Here is a 17,646-nt window from a genome sequence, read left to right as displayed (position 1 = left end):
GAACAAGCTCATCTGTCTGGTAATGATGGCGAAGAGGTCACACCCGTTCCCATACCGAACACGGAAGTTAAGTTCTTCAGCGCCGATGGTAGTAGGGGGCTTCCCCCTGTGAGAGTAGGACGTTGCCAGGCAGGTCTAAAAAGCGGAGACGACCGTATTGATGCGACAAGCATAAGGCGAATCGACGGAGTGGCGTTTTCTGCCACGCAGACGAGTTGACTTATGACCTCGAGCATCAGGGAGTCGGAGCTGGATTATAAAAAAGCAAAGACGACCGTTTTGATGCGACAAGCATAAGGCGAATCGACGGAGTGGCGGTTTCTGCCACGCAGACGAGTTGACTTATGACCTCGAGCATCAGGGAGTCGGAGCTGGATTGCCCTAGTTATTCATACATATTACAATTGGTCCCGTGGTGTAGCGGTTAACATGCCTGCCTGTCACGCAGGAGATCGCCGGTTCGATCCCGGTCGGGACCGCCATTTATCTAAACGTCCAAGCCGATTCGGGGTAACCCCGGGTCGGCTTTTTATAGTTGCAAGCATTGATGGATGCGGTTCTGCTGGGAATCCGGTACACTGGGAGTATTAACTGAAAGAGGGACGAGCGTATTATGAAGAAAGAATTTCACACAGCCTCTGTGGCGGAAACACAGGCACTGGCCGAACAGTTGGCTGCCCATCTGGTCCCGCCGGATGTCCTGACATTGGAAGGAGACCTCGGGGCGGGGAAAACGACATTTACACAGGCGCTGGTCCGGGCGCTCGGTGTGTCTCGGACAGTCAGCAGCCCGACGTTCACAATCATCAAACAATATGACGGCACCTATCCGGTGAACCATCTGGACGTGTACCGTCTGGAAGACAGCGAGGAAGATCTCGGATGGGAGGAACTCTTTTATGGAGACGCCATTTCAATTGTGGAATGGGCCGGCTTCATTGCAGAAGAACTGCCGGACGAGCGTTTGAACATCCGTATCCGCCGTACTGGGAATACCTCCAGGCTGATTGAACTGGAACCGGCGGGCATGCACTTTACAAAGATATGTGAGGCGATCAGCAAATGATTTGGTTAGGAATCGACACATCCAATGCTCCTTTGAGCGTGGCCTTGGTGGAAGACGGACGTATCCTCGTGGAACAGACATCTTCCTTGAAAAAAACGCACTCCATCCAGGCGATGCCTGCCGTCGAACAGATTCTGGCTGCTGCAAATTTGCGGCCAGCTGATTTGGCTGCCATTGCGGTATCGGAAGGCCCTGGCTCCTACACGGGAGTACGGATCGGCGTGACACTGGCCAAAACGCTGTCGTGGACACTTGGAATTCCACTGGTCGGTGTGTCCAGCCTGGAGGTCATCGCAGCCAACGCTGTTCCGTTTGAGGGGGTTGTCTGCCCGTTGTTTGATGCCCGTCGAAAGAATGTGTACTGTGGGTTGTACAAATGGAAAAACGAACGGCTGCATCGGATTTGGGAGGATCGCCACGGCTCGCTGGACGAACTGTTGTCCGATCTTTCCTTCATCCATCAGCCCGTTCTGTTCATCGGTACCGATGTGGCGTTATATAGGACGGCCATCCGTGAATCACTTGGTGATCAGGCTGTGTTTGCACCGTTCCCACAGCAGCTTCCCCGCGCCTCGCAGCTGATCCAGCTGGCTGAACAGCGCCTGCCGGTGACCGATGTCCATGATTTCGTACCGACATACCGCCGTATCGCGGAAGCGGAAGCGAACTGGCTGCGGCAGCAGGAGGCACAGAATGATTGAGCATGTCCTTTACCGACAGATGGTCACTCAAGATATCGAGTCGGTGGTGGCGACGGAAGCGGAGGTATTTACGACTCCCTGGTCTGCGGAAGTATTCGAACATGAGCTGGCGGGCAATGACTATGCGACCTATATTGTCGCGGAGGCAGATCGCAAAGTGATCGGGCATGTCGGCATGTGGGTGGTCCTGGACGAATGCCACATTACCAATGTAGCTGTCCGCAAGAGATTCCAAGGCCACGGCATCGGGGAGGCACTTATGCGCCAGGCGATGGATCTGTGCCGCAATCACGGCGTGAAGGCCATGTCACTCGAGGTCCGGGTCAGCAATGAAGCTGCAAAGCACCTCTACACAAAGCTCGGGTTCCAACCGGGCGGTATTCGGAAAAACTATTATTCAGACGACCATGAAGATGCGCTCGTCATGTGGGTGGAATTATGATGAAACCAGATATCTATGTTCTTGGTATTGAAACGAGCTGTGATGAAACAGCCGCTTCCGTCGTGAAGAACGGATCTGACATCCTATCGAATGTCGTTGCCTCACAGATCGAAAGTCAGAAACGGTTTGGCGGTGTTGTGCCTGAAATCGCATCACGCCATCACGTGGAAGAAATCACGCTGGTCATTGAACAGGCACTGGAAGAGGCGCGATTGGCGCCTGGCGATCTCGATGCTGTGGCTGTGACGGAAGGACCCGGTCTCGTCGGTGCACTGCTGATTGGTATCAGTGCGGCGAAGGCATTTGCGTTCGCGAATGACCTGCCGCTGATCGGCGTCCATCACATTGCCGGTCATATCTATGCGAACCAGCTCGTCCAGCCGATGGAATTCCCGCTATTGGCCGTGATCGTCTCAGGAGGGCATACCGAGATGGTGCTCATGCGTGAGCATGGTTCCTTTGAACTGATCGGGGAAACACGGGACGACGCTGCCGGGGAAGCCTACGATAAGGTGGCACGGGTCCTCGGCCTTCCGTATCCGGGAGGTCCTCAAATCGACAGACTTGCGGGTGAAAGCGAGACGGCCGTGGAATTTCCGCGCGCCTGGCTGGAGACGGATTCCTACGATTTCAGTTTTAGCGGCTTGAAATCATCGGTTATCAATTACAAGCATAATATGGAACAGCGCGGCGAAGAAATCGACGAGGCTGCAGTCGCTGCCGGTTTCCAGCAAAGCGTTATCGACGTCCTGACCGTGAAAGCAGTGCGGGCGGCAAAGGAATATGGCGTGCGGCAAGTGATTGCAGCAGGCGGCGTGGCGGCAAACAAAGGACTGCGGAAATCTTTCGAGACAGCATTTGCAAATGAGCAGATCGCCTTCTCGGTACCGCCTATCCAGTTATGCACAGACAATGCAGCAATGATTTCGGCAGTGGGGACAGAAATGTTCAAAAGCGGTAAGCGGAGTGGGCTGGCCATGAATGGCCGGCCGGGAATGGTCCTTGCATCATGGATAGATTGACCGTACATGAAATTCGTCAAATTCCGACGGATTTCATGTTTTTTTATAAACACAAAAACAGATTTGTCAATAGGGAACATTCGTACTTATGCACAATTTGTGGATAATATGTGCGCAAGTGTTGAAATGGTTGATAAAACTAGTCGCTGGCTTGGATAACTGTGTGGGTAAACGTGGATGAAATTGTGGATAACGTGGATAAGTTTATGAATAGCGATGAAATCAACACGCTTACTGTGGAAAAGATTGTGGAAAGTGTTTCTGTGTATCTGTCGAATGTGCACGGACAACTGTCAAACCTGCGCGGATTATCTGGCTTGTCACCTGTATAGCCGATGCTTGTGTCCTGTAAACTTGGTACATAGGAAAAAGCAGCGGACAAAGCCGCTGCGTTCAATTATACGGTTTCCAGCTGTTCCTGCAGCTCCAGCCACGTCTCCGCCTGTTCATCATGCTCCGTCTGCAGGTTGTCAATGGATGCCTGGATATCCATCAGTTTGACGTGATCGTCTGCATATGCAGGATTTTCGAGTTCTTTCTGCAGCTCAGCGATCTGGCCATCGAGTTCCGCCATTTTGGCTTCTGCCTGTTCACTGGCCCTTTTCAGCCGCCGCTCTTGCTTCTGTCGCTCTTTGTCGATTTCCTGAGGCTTGGTTTCCAGTGTCTTCTCGGGCTGGAGGGATGCGAGCGACTCGGCCAGCAGTTCTTCTTGTTCGGTTTTCTTTTCGATGAAATAGTCGTAATCACCGAGATACTCCACAGCACCCACTGCACTCAAGTCGAACACCTTTGTCGCAATCCGGTTGATGAAGTACCGGTCATGGGAGACGAACAGGATTGTTCCGGGGAAATCATCAAGCGCATTCTCCAGGACCTCCTTGCTGTCGAGATCCAAGTGGTTCGTCGGCTCATCGAGGACAAGTGTGTTCGATTTCACCAGCATCAGTTTTGCGAGGGATAGCCGGGCCTTTTCACCGCCGGACAGGGACTGGACCGGCTTGCTGACGTCATCCCCGGAAAAGAGGAAACGCCCGAGCAATGTCCGGATGTCCTTCTCGTTCATGAGCGGCCAGTCGTCCCAGATTTCCTGCAGCACAGTTCCTGAGCCGACGAGTGTCGCCTGGTTCTGATCGTAATACCCGAACTGTACATTCGTCCCGTACTCGATCTTACCTCCAAGCAGGTCCTGCAGCCGTACAATCGTTTTGAGCAGTGTCGATTTGCCGACACCATTCGGGCCGAGAATGGCAATCCGGTCCTGCTTGTATACACGCATATCGATCCCAGAAGATACCGGCACGCCATTATAGCCGATGGATGCATCTTTCACAGCCAAGACATCATTTCCGCTCGGTCTGTCGATGGTGAACGAAAAGCTGGCTGACTTCTCGTCGCTGTCCGGCGCCTCCATCCATTCCGTCCGTTCCAGCTGTTTCCTGCGGCTCTTCGCCATCTTGCTCGTCGAAGCACGCGCTATGTTTTTCTGGATGAACTCCTCCAGTTTCGCTTTCTCGCTGGATTCCTTTTCAAACTGCTTGCGGTCCTTCTCGTAGTTTTTCGCTTTTTCATCCAGATAAGCGCTATAGTTGCCCGTGAAGCGCGCCACTTTGCGATGTGATACTTCATAGACGATCGTGACGACCTGATCGAGGAAGTACCTGTCATGCGAGACGATGAGCAAAGCTCCCTCATAGGACTTCAAGTATGTCTCGAGCCAGCTGAGCGTCTCGATATCCAGGTGGTTCGTCGGTTCGTCCAATATGAGCAGATCGGGCTTGCTCAGCAGCATCTTTGCGAGGGCCAGGCGGGTTTTCTGGCCGCCTGACAGCAGATGGACCGGCTTGCCATAGTCGTCCTGGAAGAACCTCATGCCGTGCAGAACGGACCGTGCATCGGATTCGTACTGGTAGCCGCCCTGGTCTTTGAACTCGATCTGAAGGGAGTCATATTCGGCCATGACCCGTTCGTTTGCAGCCGGGTCTCCGTAGACAGCGGGATCGGACATCTGCATCTCCAAATCCCTCAAACGGCGCTCCATCACATGCAGCGGCTCGAAGACGGTCATCATTTCATCCCAGATGGACAGCTCCGTCTCGAGACCGCTGTGCTGTTCCAGGTAGCCGACCCGCACGCCTTTCGGGATGATGACATCCCCGGAATCCGCAGCTATCTCGCCTGCGATGATCTTGAGCAGCGTCGACTTGCCGGCACCGTTCCGACCGACGAGGGCAACGCGGTCCCGGTGCTGGACTTCCAATTTAACGTTCTTCATTATATCAGTGCCTGAAAACGATTTCGTTACACCGTTCACTTGCAAGATTATCATCGTGTCACCTCAATTTTCCTTCTTCCTCAGTTTACTGGAATGGCGCAGTGTGCGCAATGATCGGCTTTACAACGGTCTGCTTCTCCTGTACGATAGAAGCGATTCGAAAGAGCTCCAGGAGGTTTACGATGACTGAAGAAACGAACAAAATTCCACAGGCAACGTCCAAACGCTTGCCTCTGTACTATAGGTTTCTTCAAAATTTCGCGAATAGCGGGAAGAAGCGTGTTTCTTCAAGCGAACTGAGCGAAGCAATGAAGATCGACGCGGCGACGATACGCCGTGATTTTTCGCATTTCGGTGCGCTCGGCCGGAAAGGCTATGGCTATGACGTCGACTACCTTGTCAGTTTTTTCAGGAAGACGCTCGATCAGGACGAAGAGACGGACGTAGCGCTTATCGGGGTGGGGAGTCTCGGTCATGCATTCCTGAAATATAATTTCCATAAGAACCATAATACACGGATTGCGGTGGCATTCGATCCAAAGGCGCCGCCGGAGGGGAAAATGATGGCGGATATCCCGGTGTTCCATCCTGACCTTATCGAGGAAAAATTGGCGGAACTGGGGATCGATCTCGTCATTCTGACTGTGCCTTCACGTGCGGCACAAGAACTGACAGACCGGCTCGCGCGGGCGGGAGTGAAAGGGATCCTCAATTTCACAACAATCCGTCTGACCGTGCCTGAATCGATCCGTGTCCATACGATTGATCTGTCGGTGGAACTGCAATCCCTTATTTACTTCATAAAAAATGACGTAAAAGATTCACAATTATAAAGGTGCATGGATAGTCATGGGCTGTCATTTGGTGTAGAATGGACATATTCAGAAGGAGGTATCCGAAATGTCACCAGGTATCGGAAGTTTGCTAATTATTGCGGTCATTGCCCTTCTTATTTTCGGTCCGAAAAAGCTGCCTGAAATCGGCAAAGCCTTCGGTTCTTCACTGCGCGAGTTCAAGAATGCAACAAAAGGCCTCGTGGAAGATGACGACAAAGCGGACGTCAAAAAAGTTGAAGACAAAAAAGAAGTGCACTAAGTTAGGGTGTCTGTCCAAATGGGAGAACAACACAACCTTACCATTGTTGAACATATAGAAGAAATCCGAAAACGACTGATTACGATCGTCGTTTTCTTTGCAGTTGCGGTCATCGGAGGATTCCTGCTGGCGAAACCGCTCATCAAGTTCCTCAAGACGAACGGGCCGGCAGCTGACCTGTCGCTGAATGCGTTCAACGTCATCGACCCGATTGCGATCTACTTGAAAGTCGTCGTGTTCATCGGCATCATCATTATCCTGCCGATCATCATGTACCAGTTCTGGGCGTTCGTTTCGCCCGGCCTGCTGGAAACGGAACGCAAGGTGACACTCAGTTACATTCCGTTCGCTTTCGTCCTGTTCCTGGCAGGAATTTCGTTTTCGTATTTTGTCCTCCTGCCGTATGTCGTGAAGTTCATGTTCACGCTGTCGCAGGATCTCGGCATCACCCAGACGATCGGCATCAACCAGTACTTCTCGTTCCTGTTCCAGATCCTGCTGCCGTTCGGCTTCGTATTCCAGCTGCCGGTCGTGCTGCTGTTCCTCTCCCGGCTTGGGTTCCTGAATCCGAACGTACTGACGAAATTCCGGAAGATCGCCTATTTCGTCCTGTTCGTCATCGCGGCATTCATCACACCGCCGGATATCGTCTCCCACTTGTTCGTGACAGTTCCGCTGTTCCTGCTCTATGAGGTCAGTATCCTGATCGCCCGTGTCGGCTACAGGAAGTTCCTGAAAGCTGAGAAACTCCGGCAGCAGGAAGAGGAAGAAGCAGAGCGGGCGCGCTTGTTCGCAGAGGCGAAAGCCGAACAGCAGCGGCAGATCGAAGAAGTTCAGTCACGTATGAATAACAACGAGTAAAAAGACTTGCAGAACCGCAACAGACGGTCCTGCAAGTCTTTTTTGGATTGGAGACAGGCTATCCGAGATGTCCAATCAGTGTGATGACAGCCTCTTTCAGTTTCTGCAGTTCCAGGATCTTATCCATGTTCAGGGTGACGACCATCACGAAGCTGTTCATCAGCAGATGGGATATCATCGATGACCAGATGCGCCCCGTCCGATAATAGACATAGGAGAAGACGAGCCCGGGCATGAGATAGACAAGGATATGCTGGAATTCGTTATGGACAGCCGCGAAAATGAGTGCGCTTGCGATGGCGGCGATCCAAAAGTTCGTCTTCGTGTAGATTCCGCCGAATACGACACGGCGGAAAACGATCTCCTCCAGTATCGGTGCGAACAGGACGATGCAGACGATCATAATCGGCGCAACCGCCGACACTTCTGTCAGACGCATCGTATTGTCGGACCCATTCTCGATGCCGATCACTTTTTCAATCGCACCTGCGAGCATCTGCCCGCCGAGTGCCAGGAAAAAGCCGAACACGCCCCAGACCATTGACATCCAGACCGACGCTTTCTTCGCTTTGAAAACGGTCCAGAAGTTTTTGTCTGTCCGGATGACTAAGAAGAACGCCAGGATGGCCAGGATGTTGACTGTGAACAGTCCCCAGGCGACACCTTGGAATGCGGCGTGCTCCGTGCTGAACCCCTGCTTGCCGAACAGCTGGATCAGCCCTTTTGAAACGGGCAGGGACGCAAATTGCATGGCGATATAGAGGAAGAGGATAGTCAGATAGAGTATCCATGGCTGCGGTTTTTTACCAGTCAAACGAATCGGTCCTTTCCTGCTGTGTCTTGATAAGTGTATCGGGTTTCAGGGTGTTTCGCAAAGACGAAGAGAGTGAAGTGTTTTACTTGCAATTCTGTCCAAAAGGTCTTACTATAGGAAATGTGTTAGCACTCCTGTTGAGTGAGTGCTAAAAAGAAAATAGCCGTCAGAGGAGGGTGTTTCAGTTGTTGAAACCATTAGGTGATCGTATTGTAATTGAACTGATCGAAGTGGAAGAGAAAACGTCAAGCGGCATCGTGCTGCCGGATTCCGCAAAAGAGAAGCCGCAGGAAGGGAAAGTCATTGCTGTCGGTACAGGACGCATTCTCGACAATGGCCAGCGTGTTGAGCCGGAAGTCAAAGAAGGCGACCGCATCATCTTCTCAAAATATGCAGGCACTGAAGTGAAATATGAAGGCAATGAATACTTGATCTTGCGCGAAAGCGATATACTGGCAACAATCTGAAATTGATTCATCCGATACTATTGAAAACTGACCAGGAGGGATCCATTCATCATGGCTAAAGAAATCAAATTCAATGAAGATGCACGCAGCGCAATGCTCCGCGGTGTCGATACATTGGCGGACGCTGTAAAAGTGACACTCGGACCAAAAGGACGCAACGTCGTCCTCCAGAAGAGTTTCGGGTCACCGCTCATTACAAATGATGGTGTTACGATTGCAAAAGAGATCGAACTGGAAGACGCTTTCGAAAACATGGGTGCGCAGCTCGTCTCCGAAGTCGCTTCGAAAACGAACGAAATTGCAGGGGACGGCACGACAACAGCGACAGTCCTGGCACAGGCGATGATCCGCGAAGGATTGAAAAACGTCACGGCGGGCGCGAACCCTGTCGGTATCCGCAAAGGGATTGAAAGTGCAGTCGCGACAGCTGTCACTGAACTGAAAGACATTTCCGATGAAATCGAGAGCAAGCAGGAGATCGCACAAGTTGCGGCTATTTCCTCTGGCGACGAAGAAGTCGGCAATCTGATCGCTGAAGCGATGGAGCGTGTCGGCAACGACGGCGTCATCACTCTGGAAGAGTCCAAAGGCTTCACGACAGAGCTTGATGTCGTGGAAGGTATGCAGTTCGACCGCGGCTATGCATCAGCCTACATGGCGACGGATACGGACAAGATGGAAGCGGTCCTCGACAATCCGTACATCCTGATTACGGACAAGAAGATCACCAACATCCAGGAGATCCTTCCTGTACTTGAGCAGGTCGTCCAGCAGGGCAAGCCATTGCTCATGATCGCGGAAGACGTGGAAGGCGAAGCACTTGCAACCCTCGTCGTCAACAAGATCCGCGGCACGTTCAACGCAGTCGCTGTCAAAGCACCTGGCTTCGGCGACCGCCGGAAAGCGATGCTTGAGGATATCGCCATCCTGACAGGCGGCGAAGTGATCACGGAAGACCTCGGTCTCGACCTGAAGTCTGCGGACATCTCCCAGCTCGGCCGTGCATCGAAAGTCGTCGTCACAAAAGACAATACGACAATCGTTGAAGGCGCTGGTGAAGCGGACAACATTGCAGGCCGCGTCGGCCAGATCCGTTCACAGCTGGAAGAAACGACTTCCGACTTCGACAAAGAGAAGCTGCAGGAACGTCTCGCGAAACTTGCAGGCGGCGTCGCAGTCATCAAAGTCGGCGCAGCAACGGAGACTGAGTTGAAAGAACGCAAGCTCCGCATCGAAGACGCCCTCAACTCCACGCGTGCAGCTGTGGAAGAAGGCATTGTCTCAGGCGGCGGTACTGCGCTCGTCAACGTTTATAAGAAAGTGGAAGCCCTTCTTGAGAATGCGGAAGGCGACGTCGCTACGGGCATCAAGATCGTTCTCCGTGCACTCGAGGAGCCTGTACGCCAGATCGCAACGAACGCAGGTCTCGAAGGCTCGATTGTCGTCGATCGCCTGAAGCGCGAAGAAGTCGGCATCGGCTTCAACGCAGCGAACGGTGAGTGGGTCAACATGATCCAGGCCGGCATCGTCGATCCGACGAAGGTAACACGTTCCGCTCTCCAGAACGCGGCATCCGTTGCAGCTATGTTCCTGTCGACGGAAGCAGTCGTTGCAAACCTCCCGGAGCCAGCAGGCGCAGGTATGCCTGACATGGGCGGAATGGGCGGAATGGGCGGCATGATGTAAGACGTCCCTGAGCTGAATTGAAAACGCCAGTCCTCATCTGATGGGGACTGGCGTTTTTTCGTTTTAAGTATAATTTGTACACAGTAATCGGGCATTCCCGCCGAGCACTGGAGTGGAGTGCCGGCCATCGGTGATGTGCAGTCTCCTTATCATGTGGAAACCGCACGTGCTCATGCGCCCCGCCATGTCATCAGAGGATCCGTACTTTCTCTTCAATCGCGAGGCGTGTCGTCTGATAAGGCTCGGCATTTTCTTTTCCGATTGTAATCAGGACGATCGGGAAGTACCGGTCTTCCAGCTTGTACCGTTCCGCGAATTTCACTTTATCAAAGCCGCCCATCGGACCGGTTGCGTACCCGCGCTCTTTCGCGACGAGCATGAATTGCATGGCAGCCAGACCGGAATCGAAGATGGCCAGGTTCTTGCGGGCTTCTTCGGATGCATGGGGGTACGTCTTGTTGGCATTCCTGACGAGCACCGCTTTGCTGGCGTCATCGACGAATCCGGCTTCCGACATGCTGTCGTAGACCTTATCGATATTCTTATAGAACTCCTTATCTCCTAATACGGCGATGACAGCAGAAGCGGTCTCGATCTGTACCTGATTATAGGCGATCTTGCGTAATTATTTCCGTTCTTCAGGGTCCATGAACACAATGAATTCCCACGGCTGCAGATTGCTGGTCGAGGGTGCCTGTACTGCTTCCTTCAGCATCTCCACAATTTCTTCTTTGTCGATCGTGAACCCGGGATCGTACTTCCGGACCGAACGGCGTTCACGGATCACTTCTGAAATGGATGCGGTCATGTAACTTCCTCCTAGAACTCTATTATTTCGGTCGTTCATCACTTTCAAGCATACTTTTGGTAAGTAGACGCGTCAAGTTTTCCATTTCCACAAGATACAAAAATGATCGATCCTTCAGGGGAGGTTAGCATCCTGCCGCAGCTGCTCGATCATCCTGATATCGAGTTCGCCGTGACGGAAGTGAAAGTGCTTAAAGGCTGATCCCCCAAATGAGATCGGGTCACACAAAAAGCCGTATCCCAGTAACCGGGATACGGCTTTTCCAGCGACACTGCTTATTCGCTAATACGGAAACCATCCAGCAGTTCCCGCACTTCATCGGTCGTTTCGGTGCTCATGAGCTGATTCCGGAGTTCACCGGCGCCTCGGAAGCCTTTAACGTAGATTTTGAAGAACCGGCGGAGCGGTTTGAATGGACGCGGTTCCAGTTCCGTTGAGTACTTATCGAACAAGTCCAGGTGGAGACGCATGAGGCCGAGCAGTTCCTCGCTCGTATGCTCTTTCGGTTCCGTCTCGAACGCGAACGGATTCTTGAAGATGCCACGCCCGATCATGACACCGTCGATGCCGTACTTCTCGGCGAGTTCCATGCCAGTCTGCCGGTCGGGGATGTCACCGTTGATCGTCAGCAGAGTATCGGGTGCAATCTCGTCACGCAATTTCTTGATTTCCGGGATGAGTTCCCAGTGGGCATCGACCGCACTCATCTCTTTCCGGGTGCGGAGGTGGATCGACAGATTTGCGATATCCTGTTTCAGCACATGGGTGAGCCAGCCGCGCCACTCATCCACATCGGTATAGCCAAGACGCGTCTTCACACTGACCGGGAGCCCGCCGGCTTTTGCTGCTTCAATGATGGCGGCGGCGGTTTCAGGGTGGTTGATGAGCCCGCTGCCTTTGCCTTTCGCGGCGACATTCGGAACCGGACAGCCCATGTTGATATCCACCCCTTTGAATCCGAGCTCCGCCATACCGATACTCATCAGCCGGAAGAACTCGGGTTTGTCCCCCCAGATATGGGCGACCATCGGCTGCTCGTCCTCCGTGAAGGTCAGTCGTCCCCGTACACTGTAGATACCTTCCGGATGGCCGTAGCTCTCAGTATTCGTAAACTCTGTGAAGAAGACATCGGGGCGTGCCGCTTCGCTGACGACGTGCCGGAACACGACATCCGTGACGTCTTCCATCGGTGCTAATATAAAAAACGGACGCGGTAATTCACGCCAGAAGTTTGTTGTCATAGTTTCTATCCTCTCATCGTGCAGGACATGCAGGTGGCTGCTGTCCCTTGTAGTGAACGCAGAACCGTTCTTCCGCCTTACTAGTTATATCACGTAACCCCCGTGTTTATCAACGGACCGGACTGGCCAAATGCCGTGTACAGAAGGCGGGTGTCCGCTGACTGGATCATTCCCCTGATTCCTTCCGCAGGGAAATGGCATGGAGAATCTTCATGACAGGACGCAGGAAGAACTGGACACTGCCGATGATGAAAAGAATGGTGCCGGCCGTCTTCAGCGAATCGAATAGGAAGAAGACGCTTCCGACGATGAATTCCAGTCCGAGTATCAATTCATTGATAATGAAAATATATTTGTAGTTCTTGTTGAAAAAGATGATATGCTTGCCCGCTTTCACTTCCACGTCTTTCCGGTTATCGATCACTTTAGGCATGATAGTTCCCTCCTTAGTCTCCAGTTCCCTGGAAATTTTTCGGTGAAACAGCAGGCCGATTCGAAAGCAGAGCGCACAGCCATGCAAAAACCTCCTGCATCCATTTGAGATACAGGAGGTGTTCGTGTGCAGTTATGCATTTACAGATCTGTCTTTCGCTCTTGAGTCCCTGATCAGGAAGGACAGCAGGAGACCGGCCGCTGCGACACATCCGGCAATCAGGAATGCGACATTGACACCATGTATATGGCCCGCGACTGAATTGCCGTTTGCCGCTGTGATTGTCACAGTGACCAATACGGCGGTGCCGATTGCGCCGGCAATCTGGCGGAACGTGTTATTCATGGCCGTGCCATGCGGGATCAGGTGGTTCGGCAGCTGGTTCAGTCCGAGTGTTGTGGACGGCATCATGACCGTGGCGATCCCGACCATCCGCACAGCGTTCAGTACCGCCAAATAGAGGAAGGTCGTGTCCTCTGACAGGGTGGAAAACATGAAGGTGGTGACCGTCAAAATCGCGAATCCGATACGCAAGAGCCACTTCGCTCCGTACTTATCGAACAGGGAACCGGTGACCGGGTTCATGATACCGGTGACGATCGCACCCGGCAGCAGCATCAAGCCGGAATGCAGAGCATTAAACCCAAGGAGGTTCTGCATGAACAGCGGCAGGATGACAGTCGTAGCAATCATCGAAGCGAAGACGATCATTCCGAGGGAAGTCGCAAGGGCGAATACGCCGTACCGGAAAACCCGGAACTCCAAGATCGGTTCCTCGAGTTTGAGCTGGCGGTTGATGAACCAAGCGAGTGCAGCTGCCCCGACTGCGAGTGAAATGATCGTGTTCGGTGTGAGCCAGCCGACGTTACCGGCGACACTGAATCCATACAGGATCCCGCCGAAGCCAAACGTCGACAGGACGATGGACAGATAGTCGACTCTTGGATTCGTCAGTTCCGTCACATTCTTCAGCAGGAAATAGGCTGCTGTAATGATGATCAGGACGATCGGCAGGACGACATAGAACACACTGCGCCACGGGTAATGGTCGACCAGATACCCGGAGAGTGTCGGACCGATCGCCGGGGCGAACGCAATGACCAGGCCGAACATCCCCATCGCCTTGCCCCGCTGCTCCCGCGGAAACAGCAGAAACATGACTGTCTGCAGGAGCGGCATCATGATACCTGCACCGGTTCCCTGCAGGACCCGGCCCAGCAGCAGGATGGTGAAGTTCGGGGACACGGCAGCAACGGCCGTCCCTGCTGCGAAGACGCCGAGGGCGAACAGGAACAGCCGTCTAGTCGTGAATTTACCGATCAGGAACGCCGTGATCGGGATCATGATTCCGTTGACGAGCATGAAGGCGGACTGCAGCCATTGGACTGTACTTTCCTTCACATTCAGGTCATGCATGATCGGCGGCAGCGCCGTCGCCAGCAGTGTCTGATTCAGTATCGTTATGAATGCGCCCGACAGCAGGACTGCGAGCAGCGGGATGTTTTTCTTGAAATCGAATGTTTCTGAAGCATTCATCGTCTGTGGATTGGCCATTCGGATGCCGCCACCTCTTTCTTAGGGGGGTTAGAATTTCTACATGCATTTCCGGCAGTCGCCATGCAGCATTCTTCCTATGATAAAGCCTTGCGGTGTATGTATCAACAAGGATGTTTGCGGACAGCAGCTATTGAAAAATGTACCCGTACAGCACCATTTGAAACTGCCGGCCCCATACCGTCATCATTCGCAAACAGAACATGGGGGCCAACGCTGTCAGTATGGCCGGATCAAAGGAAACGAATCAGGTGTCTTCCCGTTGAAAAGTTCGAAAAAAAGAGATAATATTCCTTTGCTGCCTATGGTACAATCAGGCTATTACAACAGGTGGGGGAATGGACATGTTCGGACGGAAAACACGGGTGCAGGAAGCCGGCGGTGAGCAGCAGCAAATGGAACTGCTGAAACAGTCGCAAGCACAGAAAGAGGAAGAAGGCCGCACACAGCTGCTGGCATTGAAAGAGGAGCTCGCTGCGGCGGTCATGCAGCATGACAAAGTGAATGGACAGCACACCTATCTGGGAGACGCTGTCGGAAAGATAGAAGTGAAGTTTGAAAATATCGGTATGCTGAGTGAGCAGACAGCCGTCAAATCCGATGACCTGAATGGGAAAGGCAGTTCACTCGGTGAGCGGGCAGGCAATATGGTGACCGAAGCGAAGGAAGGCACAAGCCAGGTCAACGAGGCGGCGGATGTCATGAAGGAGCTCGGTGTGCAGATCCAAGTATCCGAGCAGAACATGGCGAGCCTCAGTGAGCGGTCCGATGAAATCCAGTCCATTGTCGGTGTGATCGATGGGATTGCAGCGCAGACGAATCTGCTGGCTTTGAATGCATCGATCGAGGCGGCACGCGCAGGGGATTCGGGGAAAGGGTTTGCTGTGGTGGCACAGGAAGTGCGCAACCTGGCGGAAAGCACTGGGAAAAGTACGGCGAGCATCCAGCAGCTGACCTCCTCCCTTCAGGAGGAAGTCAATCAGGCACTGTCCGCCGCAAGGATCAGTGCAGAACTCGCAGAGCGCGGTGTGCAGATCAGCTTGAAGACCGCCGAAAAGATCGGACGCATCCTGGAAGCTGTCGAAGCCAGCCAAGGAGAAATCGGCTCCATCCAGTCGATGATCGAAGAACAGAAACAATTGTCATCGGAAGTGAAACAGGAACTGGCCGAGGCGCGAGGCTTATTCTCGGATGTCCATGATCTCATCATGGAGCATATCGAGGATGCAAAAGAAGTCGATCAGCGTCTGGAGAACGGCATCCGCCAGCTGGCCGCGACCACTTCCTGATCCTCCATTTACGAAAGTCCGGCACAGGATATCCCATCCTTGCCGGCCTTTTTGGCATGCGGGCATACGAAAGAATACCGGCTTTCAAGATGTATTGAAAAATTTCACAGCAAAAAGATTGAAAACCACCGCACACGTGGTAAAGTAGGCTTTGAAAATAGAATAGGAACCGTCGCACGGGCCAATGGAATAGACAGCGCATGCAAAATCAGAGGGGTAAGGAGGATTCGATATGAATATTGCCGTGGCAGTGGACGGTTCGGAAAGCGCCGTGCGTGCAGCACAGCATGCATTGATGCTGGTGAAGTATTTACCGGAAACCGAGATGGAAGTGATTTTCGTCACGGATTTCAACCGGGTGGAGGATGAGCGGCTCTTGAAGGAGAGCCCGAAAGCGCTGGCCGCTTACCAGAAAAAGAGCATCCGTCCGATTCTTGAGCTCGCCGAGGAGGCGGGAGTGGAACCGAAAGTCACGATGCTGAAAGGGCAGACCGGCCCAACCATCATCAAGTACGTGAACAGCCAGGAAGTCGACCAGCTCATTCTGGGGAGCCGGGGGCTGAACGCGTTCAAAGGTCTCTTGATGGGGAGCATCAGCGAAAAAGTCGTTAAGCGCATGCGCTGTCCTGTCACAGTTGTCAAGTGAAATATACAGTTTCCTATCTGCTGCAGCGGAGGGGGAACTGTTTTTTTTTATTGCCAAATCATTTGGGTCGTCATTTCCATTTTAGTGGGTATACTGTTCAATGATTGAAGCAGTTTTTGTGAACTCACCGGCAGGGATGTAAGCAGAACAGGAGGAAGTCATATGGAAGAGACAGATCAGCGGGCGATGGTGGTCGGAGGCTCGCTTTCAGGACTGATGGCGGCGATCGCCCTCGCCCGGGAGAATGTGCACGTCACTGTGTTGGAGAAAGTCAGCGCGGACAGGCATTCAGGAGCAGGGCTGCAAGTGGACGGACCAGGGTTCGGAGCATCCGGAACGGAACGGCTGCTGAGGAATCTGGCGTCCGGCGGGAAGCGGTCCATCCAGCTTTGGTCATCGATCGAAACACGCCTTCGTACGGAAGCACTTTCCTATCCGAATGTCACCGTGCAATATGGGCAGCGGGTTACAGCGGTAGGTGAGGACGGGGCGGCCGCTTGGGCGGAGACTGGGAATGGACGGCTGGAAGCGGACATGCTGGTCGGAGCGGACGGACACCGCAGTCTGGTCCGTCAGTATGTGAACCCCGAAAAACCCGAAGCGGAATTCGCCGGATATCTTGTCTGGATCGCCTCGACAGATGAATCGGCGCTGCCGGTGCATGTCCGGCCGCCTGCAGATGCGCCCGAAGTGACGATGCTCGACAGCGCCGGCGGCTTCCTGTTCGGGTCGGTCATCCAGCCGCACGAAGCATCCGAAGGAAGGAGGGTCGGCTGCACGTGGTACGACAATTCGAGAAATGACTTGCTGCGCCGCACAGGCTGTCTCGATGGGAATGTCGTCGTGCACTCGCTCGCCGGATCGGACATCCCTGAGGAAACGATCGATGGACTGGCGAGACAGGTCCGTTCAGGGTGGCAGGATCCGTGGAAAACCGCCATGCTGCATGCGCTGGAACACCGGAATATCACCGGTACACCGATCAAGGAGTATGTGCCCGAACGGCTGGTGCGCGGACGCATTGCACTGATCGGGGATGCTGTCCATGTGCCCGCTCCGATCACAGCCAGCGGGTTCAACGCCTCCTTGCAGGACGCGGTGACCTTGGGCAAGTTCGCCTCCAAAGGCATCGCTGGCAAGAAAGCCTGTAAAGTCCTTGAACAATACGAAGCGGCCCGGCTCGTCAAAGTCCGCAAAATCGTCCAGTCCGGCCAATCCTATAACCGGTCCTTCGGGCTCGGCAGATGAC

The 17,646-nt window shown here is 53.3% G+C and carries 17 protein-coding genes, 1 tRNA gene, 1 rRNA gene and 1 pseudogene; 14 read left to right on the top strand and 6 right to left on the bottom strand.

Annotation, left to right across the window (positions count from 1 at the left end; all coding sequences use genetic code 11):
* Nucleotides 1-15 precede the first annotated feature (15 nt).
* The 6 genes from rrf (at nucleotide 16) to tsaD (ending at nucleotide 3,231) form a co-directional block, all read left to right on the top strand.
* A 5S ribosomal RNA gene (rrf, locus tag BN1190_RS00995) occupies nucleotides 16-131 on the top strand.
* A gap of 275 nt (nucleotides 132-406) precedes the next feature.
* Nucleotides 407-482 (top strand) — tRNA-Asp (locus tag BN1190_RS00990).
* A 131-nt stretch (nucleotides 483-613) separates the two neighbouring features.
* Nucleotides 614-1,066, top strand: a complete 453-nt coding sequence (gene tsaE / locus BN1190_RS00985) for a tRNA (adenosine(37)-N6)-threonylcarbamoyltransferase complex ATPase subunit type 1 TsaE (RefSeq protein WP_040285147.1) — start codon at nucleotides 614-616, stop codon at nucleotides 1,064-1,066.
* Entirely contained in the window at nucleotides 1,063-1,767 is a 705-nt protein-coding gene (gene tsaB, locus BN1190_RS00980) for a tRNA (adenosine(37)-N6)-threonylcarbamoyltransferase complex dimerization subunit type 1 TsaB (RefSeq protein WP_040285146.1), read from the top strand. The genes tsaE and tsaB overlap by 4 nt, the downstream gene beginning before the upstream one ends.
* Complete coding sequence (rimI, locus tag BN1190_RS00975) at nucleotides 1,760-2,209, top strand: ribosomal protein S18-alanine N-acetyltransferase (RefSeq protein ID WP_040285145.1); 450 nt, start codon at nucleotides 1,760-1,762, stop codon at nucleotides 2,207-2,209. Before tsaB ends, rimI begins: the two co-directional genes overlap by 8 nt.
* Nucleotides 2,209-3,231 (top strand): tRNA (adenosine(37)-N6)-threonylcarbamoyltransferase complex transferase subunit TsaD, encoded by a 1,023-nt coding sequence (gene tsaD / locus BN1190_RS00970; protein WP_040285144.1) that lies wholly within the window; start codon nucleotides 2,209-2,211, stop codon nucleotides 3,229-3,231. The genes rimI and tsaD overlap by 1 nt, the downstream gene beginning before the upstream one ends.
* A 397-nt stretch (nucleotides 3,232-3,628) precedes the next feature.
* On the opposite strand, the gene BN1190_RS00965 is transcribed toward tsaD, so the two are convergent.
* On the bottom strand, nucleotides 3,629-5,557 hold the full coding sequence (locus BN1190_RS00965; protein WP_040285143.1) for an ABC-F family ATP-binding cassette domain-containing protein: 1,929 nt from the start codon (nucleotides 5,555-5,557) through the stop codon (nucleotides 3,629-3,631).
* 128 nt (nucleotides 5,558-5,685) lie between these two features.
* Between BN1190_RS00965 and BN1190_RS00960 the strand changes: the two genes are divergently transcribed.
* The 3 genes from BN1190_RS00960 to tatC all read left to right on the top strand — a co-directional run bounded on the left by BN1190_RS00960 (nucleotide 5,686) and on the right by tatC (nucleotide 7,459).
* Nucleotides 5,686-6,336, top strand: a complete 651-nt coding sequence (locus BN1190_RS00960) for a redox-sensing transcriptional repressor Rex (protein WP_040285142.1) — start codon at nucleotides 5,686-5,688, stop codon at nucleotides 6,334-6,336.
* Between the two features lie 67 nt (nucleotides 6,337-6,403).
* Complete coding sequence (locus BN1190_RS00955) at nucleotides 6,404-6,598, top strand: twin-arginine translocase TatA/TatE family subunit (RefSeq protein ID WP_040285141.1); 195 nt, start codon at nucleotides 6,404-6,406, stop codon at nucleotides 6,596-6,598.
* Between the two features lie 18 nt (nucleotides 6,599-6,616).
* The gene (gene tatC / locus BN1190_RS00950) at nucleotides 6,617-7,459 is read left to right on the top strand and encodes a twin-arginine translocase subunit TatC (RefSeq protein ID WP_040285140.1); all 843 of its coding nucleotides are present in this window, start codon (nucleotides 6,617-6,619) and stop codon (nucleotides 7,457-7,459) included.
* A 58-nt stretch (nucleotides 7,460-7,517) separates the two neighbouring features.
* Here tatC and BN1190_RS00945 read toward each other — a convergent pair whose 3' ends face one another.
* Nucleotides 7,518-8,273, bottom strand: a complete 756-nt coding sequence (locus tag BN1190_RS00945) for a CPBP family intramembrane glutamic endopeptidase (protein WP_052461627.1) — start codon at nucleotides 8,271-8,273, stop codon at nucleotides 7,518-7,520.
* 185 nt (nucleotides 8,274-8,458) lie between these two features.
* On the opposite strand from BN1190_RS00945, the gene groES reads away from it, so the two are divergent.
* Nucleotides 8,459-8,740 (top strand): co-chaperone GroES, encoded by a 282-nt coding sequence (gene groES / locus BN1190_RS00940; protein ID WP_040285139.1) that lies wholly within the window; start codon nucleotides 8,459-8,461, stop codon nucleotides 8,738-8,740.
* Between the two features lie 51 nt (nucleotides 8,741-8,791).
* Complete coding sequence (gene groL / locus BN1190_RS00935) at nucleotides 8,792-10,426, top strand: chaperonin GroEL (protein WP_040285138.1); 1,635 nt, start codon at nucleotides 8,792-8,794, stop codon at nucleotides 10,424-10,426.
* Nucleotides 10,427-10,616: 190 nt separating this feature from the next.
* Here the strand turns inward: groL and BN1190_RS00930 are convergent.
* The 4 genes and pseudogenes from BN1190_RS00930 to BN1190_RS00915 all read right to left on the bottom strand — a co-directional run bounded on the left by BN1190_RS00930 (nucleotide 10,617) and on the right by BN1190_RS00915 (nucleotide 14,462).
* A pseudogene (locus tag BN1190_RS00930) lies at nucleotides 10,617-11,234 on the bottom strand (nitroreductase family protein).
* 275 nt (nucleotides 11,235-11,509) lie between these two features.
* Nucleotides 11,510-12,475, bottom strand: coding sequence for a tRNA dihydrouridine synthase (locus tag BN1190_RS00925; RefSeq protein ID WP_040285137.1), 966 nt, complete (start codon nucleotides 12,473-12,475; stop codon nucleotides 11,510-11,512).
* A 166-nt stretch (nucleotides 12,476-12,641) separates the two neighbouring features.
* Nucleotides 12,642-12,908 carry a YrhK family protein gene (locus BN1190_RS00920; protein ID WP_040285136.1) on the bottom strand — a complete coding sequence of 89 codons (267 nt, stop codon included), beginning with the start codon at nucleotides 12,906-12,908 and terminating at the stop codon, nucleotides 12,642-12,644.
* A 132-nt stretch (nucleotides 12,909-13,040) separates the two neighbouring features.
* Nucleotides 13,041-14,462, bottom strand: coding sequence for an MDR family MFS transporter (locus BN1190_RS00915; protein ID WP_040285135.1), 1,422 nt, complete (start codon nucleotides 14,460-14,462; stop codon nucleotides 13,041-13,043).
* A gap of 344 nt (nucleotides 14,463-14,806) precedes the next feature.
* On the opposite strand from BN1190_RS00915, the gene BN1190_RS15275 reads away from it, so the two are divergent.
* The 3 genes from BN1190_RS15275 to BN1190_RS00900 all read left to right on the top strand — a co-directional run bounded on the left by BN1190_RS15275 (nucleotide 14,807) and on the right by BN1190_RS00900 (nucleotide 17,645).
* Nucleotides 14,807-15,751: a methyl-accepting chemotaxis protein gene (locus BN1190_RS15275; protein ID WP_040285182.1), complete on the top strand. Its 945-nt coding sequence runs from the start codon at nucleotides 14,807-14,809 to the stop codon at nucleotides 15,749-15,751.
* A gap of 232 nt (nucleotides 15,752-15,983) precedes the next feature.
* Nucleotides 15,984-16,397, top strand: coding sequence for a universal stress protein (locus BN1190_RS00905; RefSeq protein ID WP_040285134.1), 414 nt, complete (start codon nucleotides 15,984-15,986; stop codon nucleotides 16,395-16,397).
* A gap of 162 nt (nucleotides 16,398-16,559) precedes the next feature.
* Nucleotides 16,560-17,645 (top strand): FAD-dependent monooxygenase, encoded by a 1,086-nt coding sequence (locus BN1190_RS00900; RefSeq protein WP_040285133.1) that lies wholly within the window; start codon nucleotides 16,560-16,562, stop codon nucleotides 17,643-17,645.
* Nucleotide 17,646: the final 1 nt, after the last annotated feature.

The organism is Sporosarcina koreensis (assembly GCF_000826145.2).
Classification (GTDB): Bacteria; Bacillota; Bacilli; order Bacillales_A; family Planococcaceae; genus Sporosarcina; species Sporosarcina trichiuri.
This window is presented reverse-complemented; position numbering and strand designations above follow the sequence as displayed.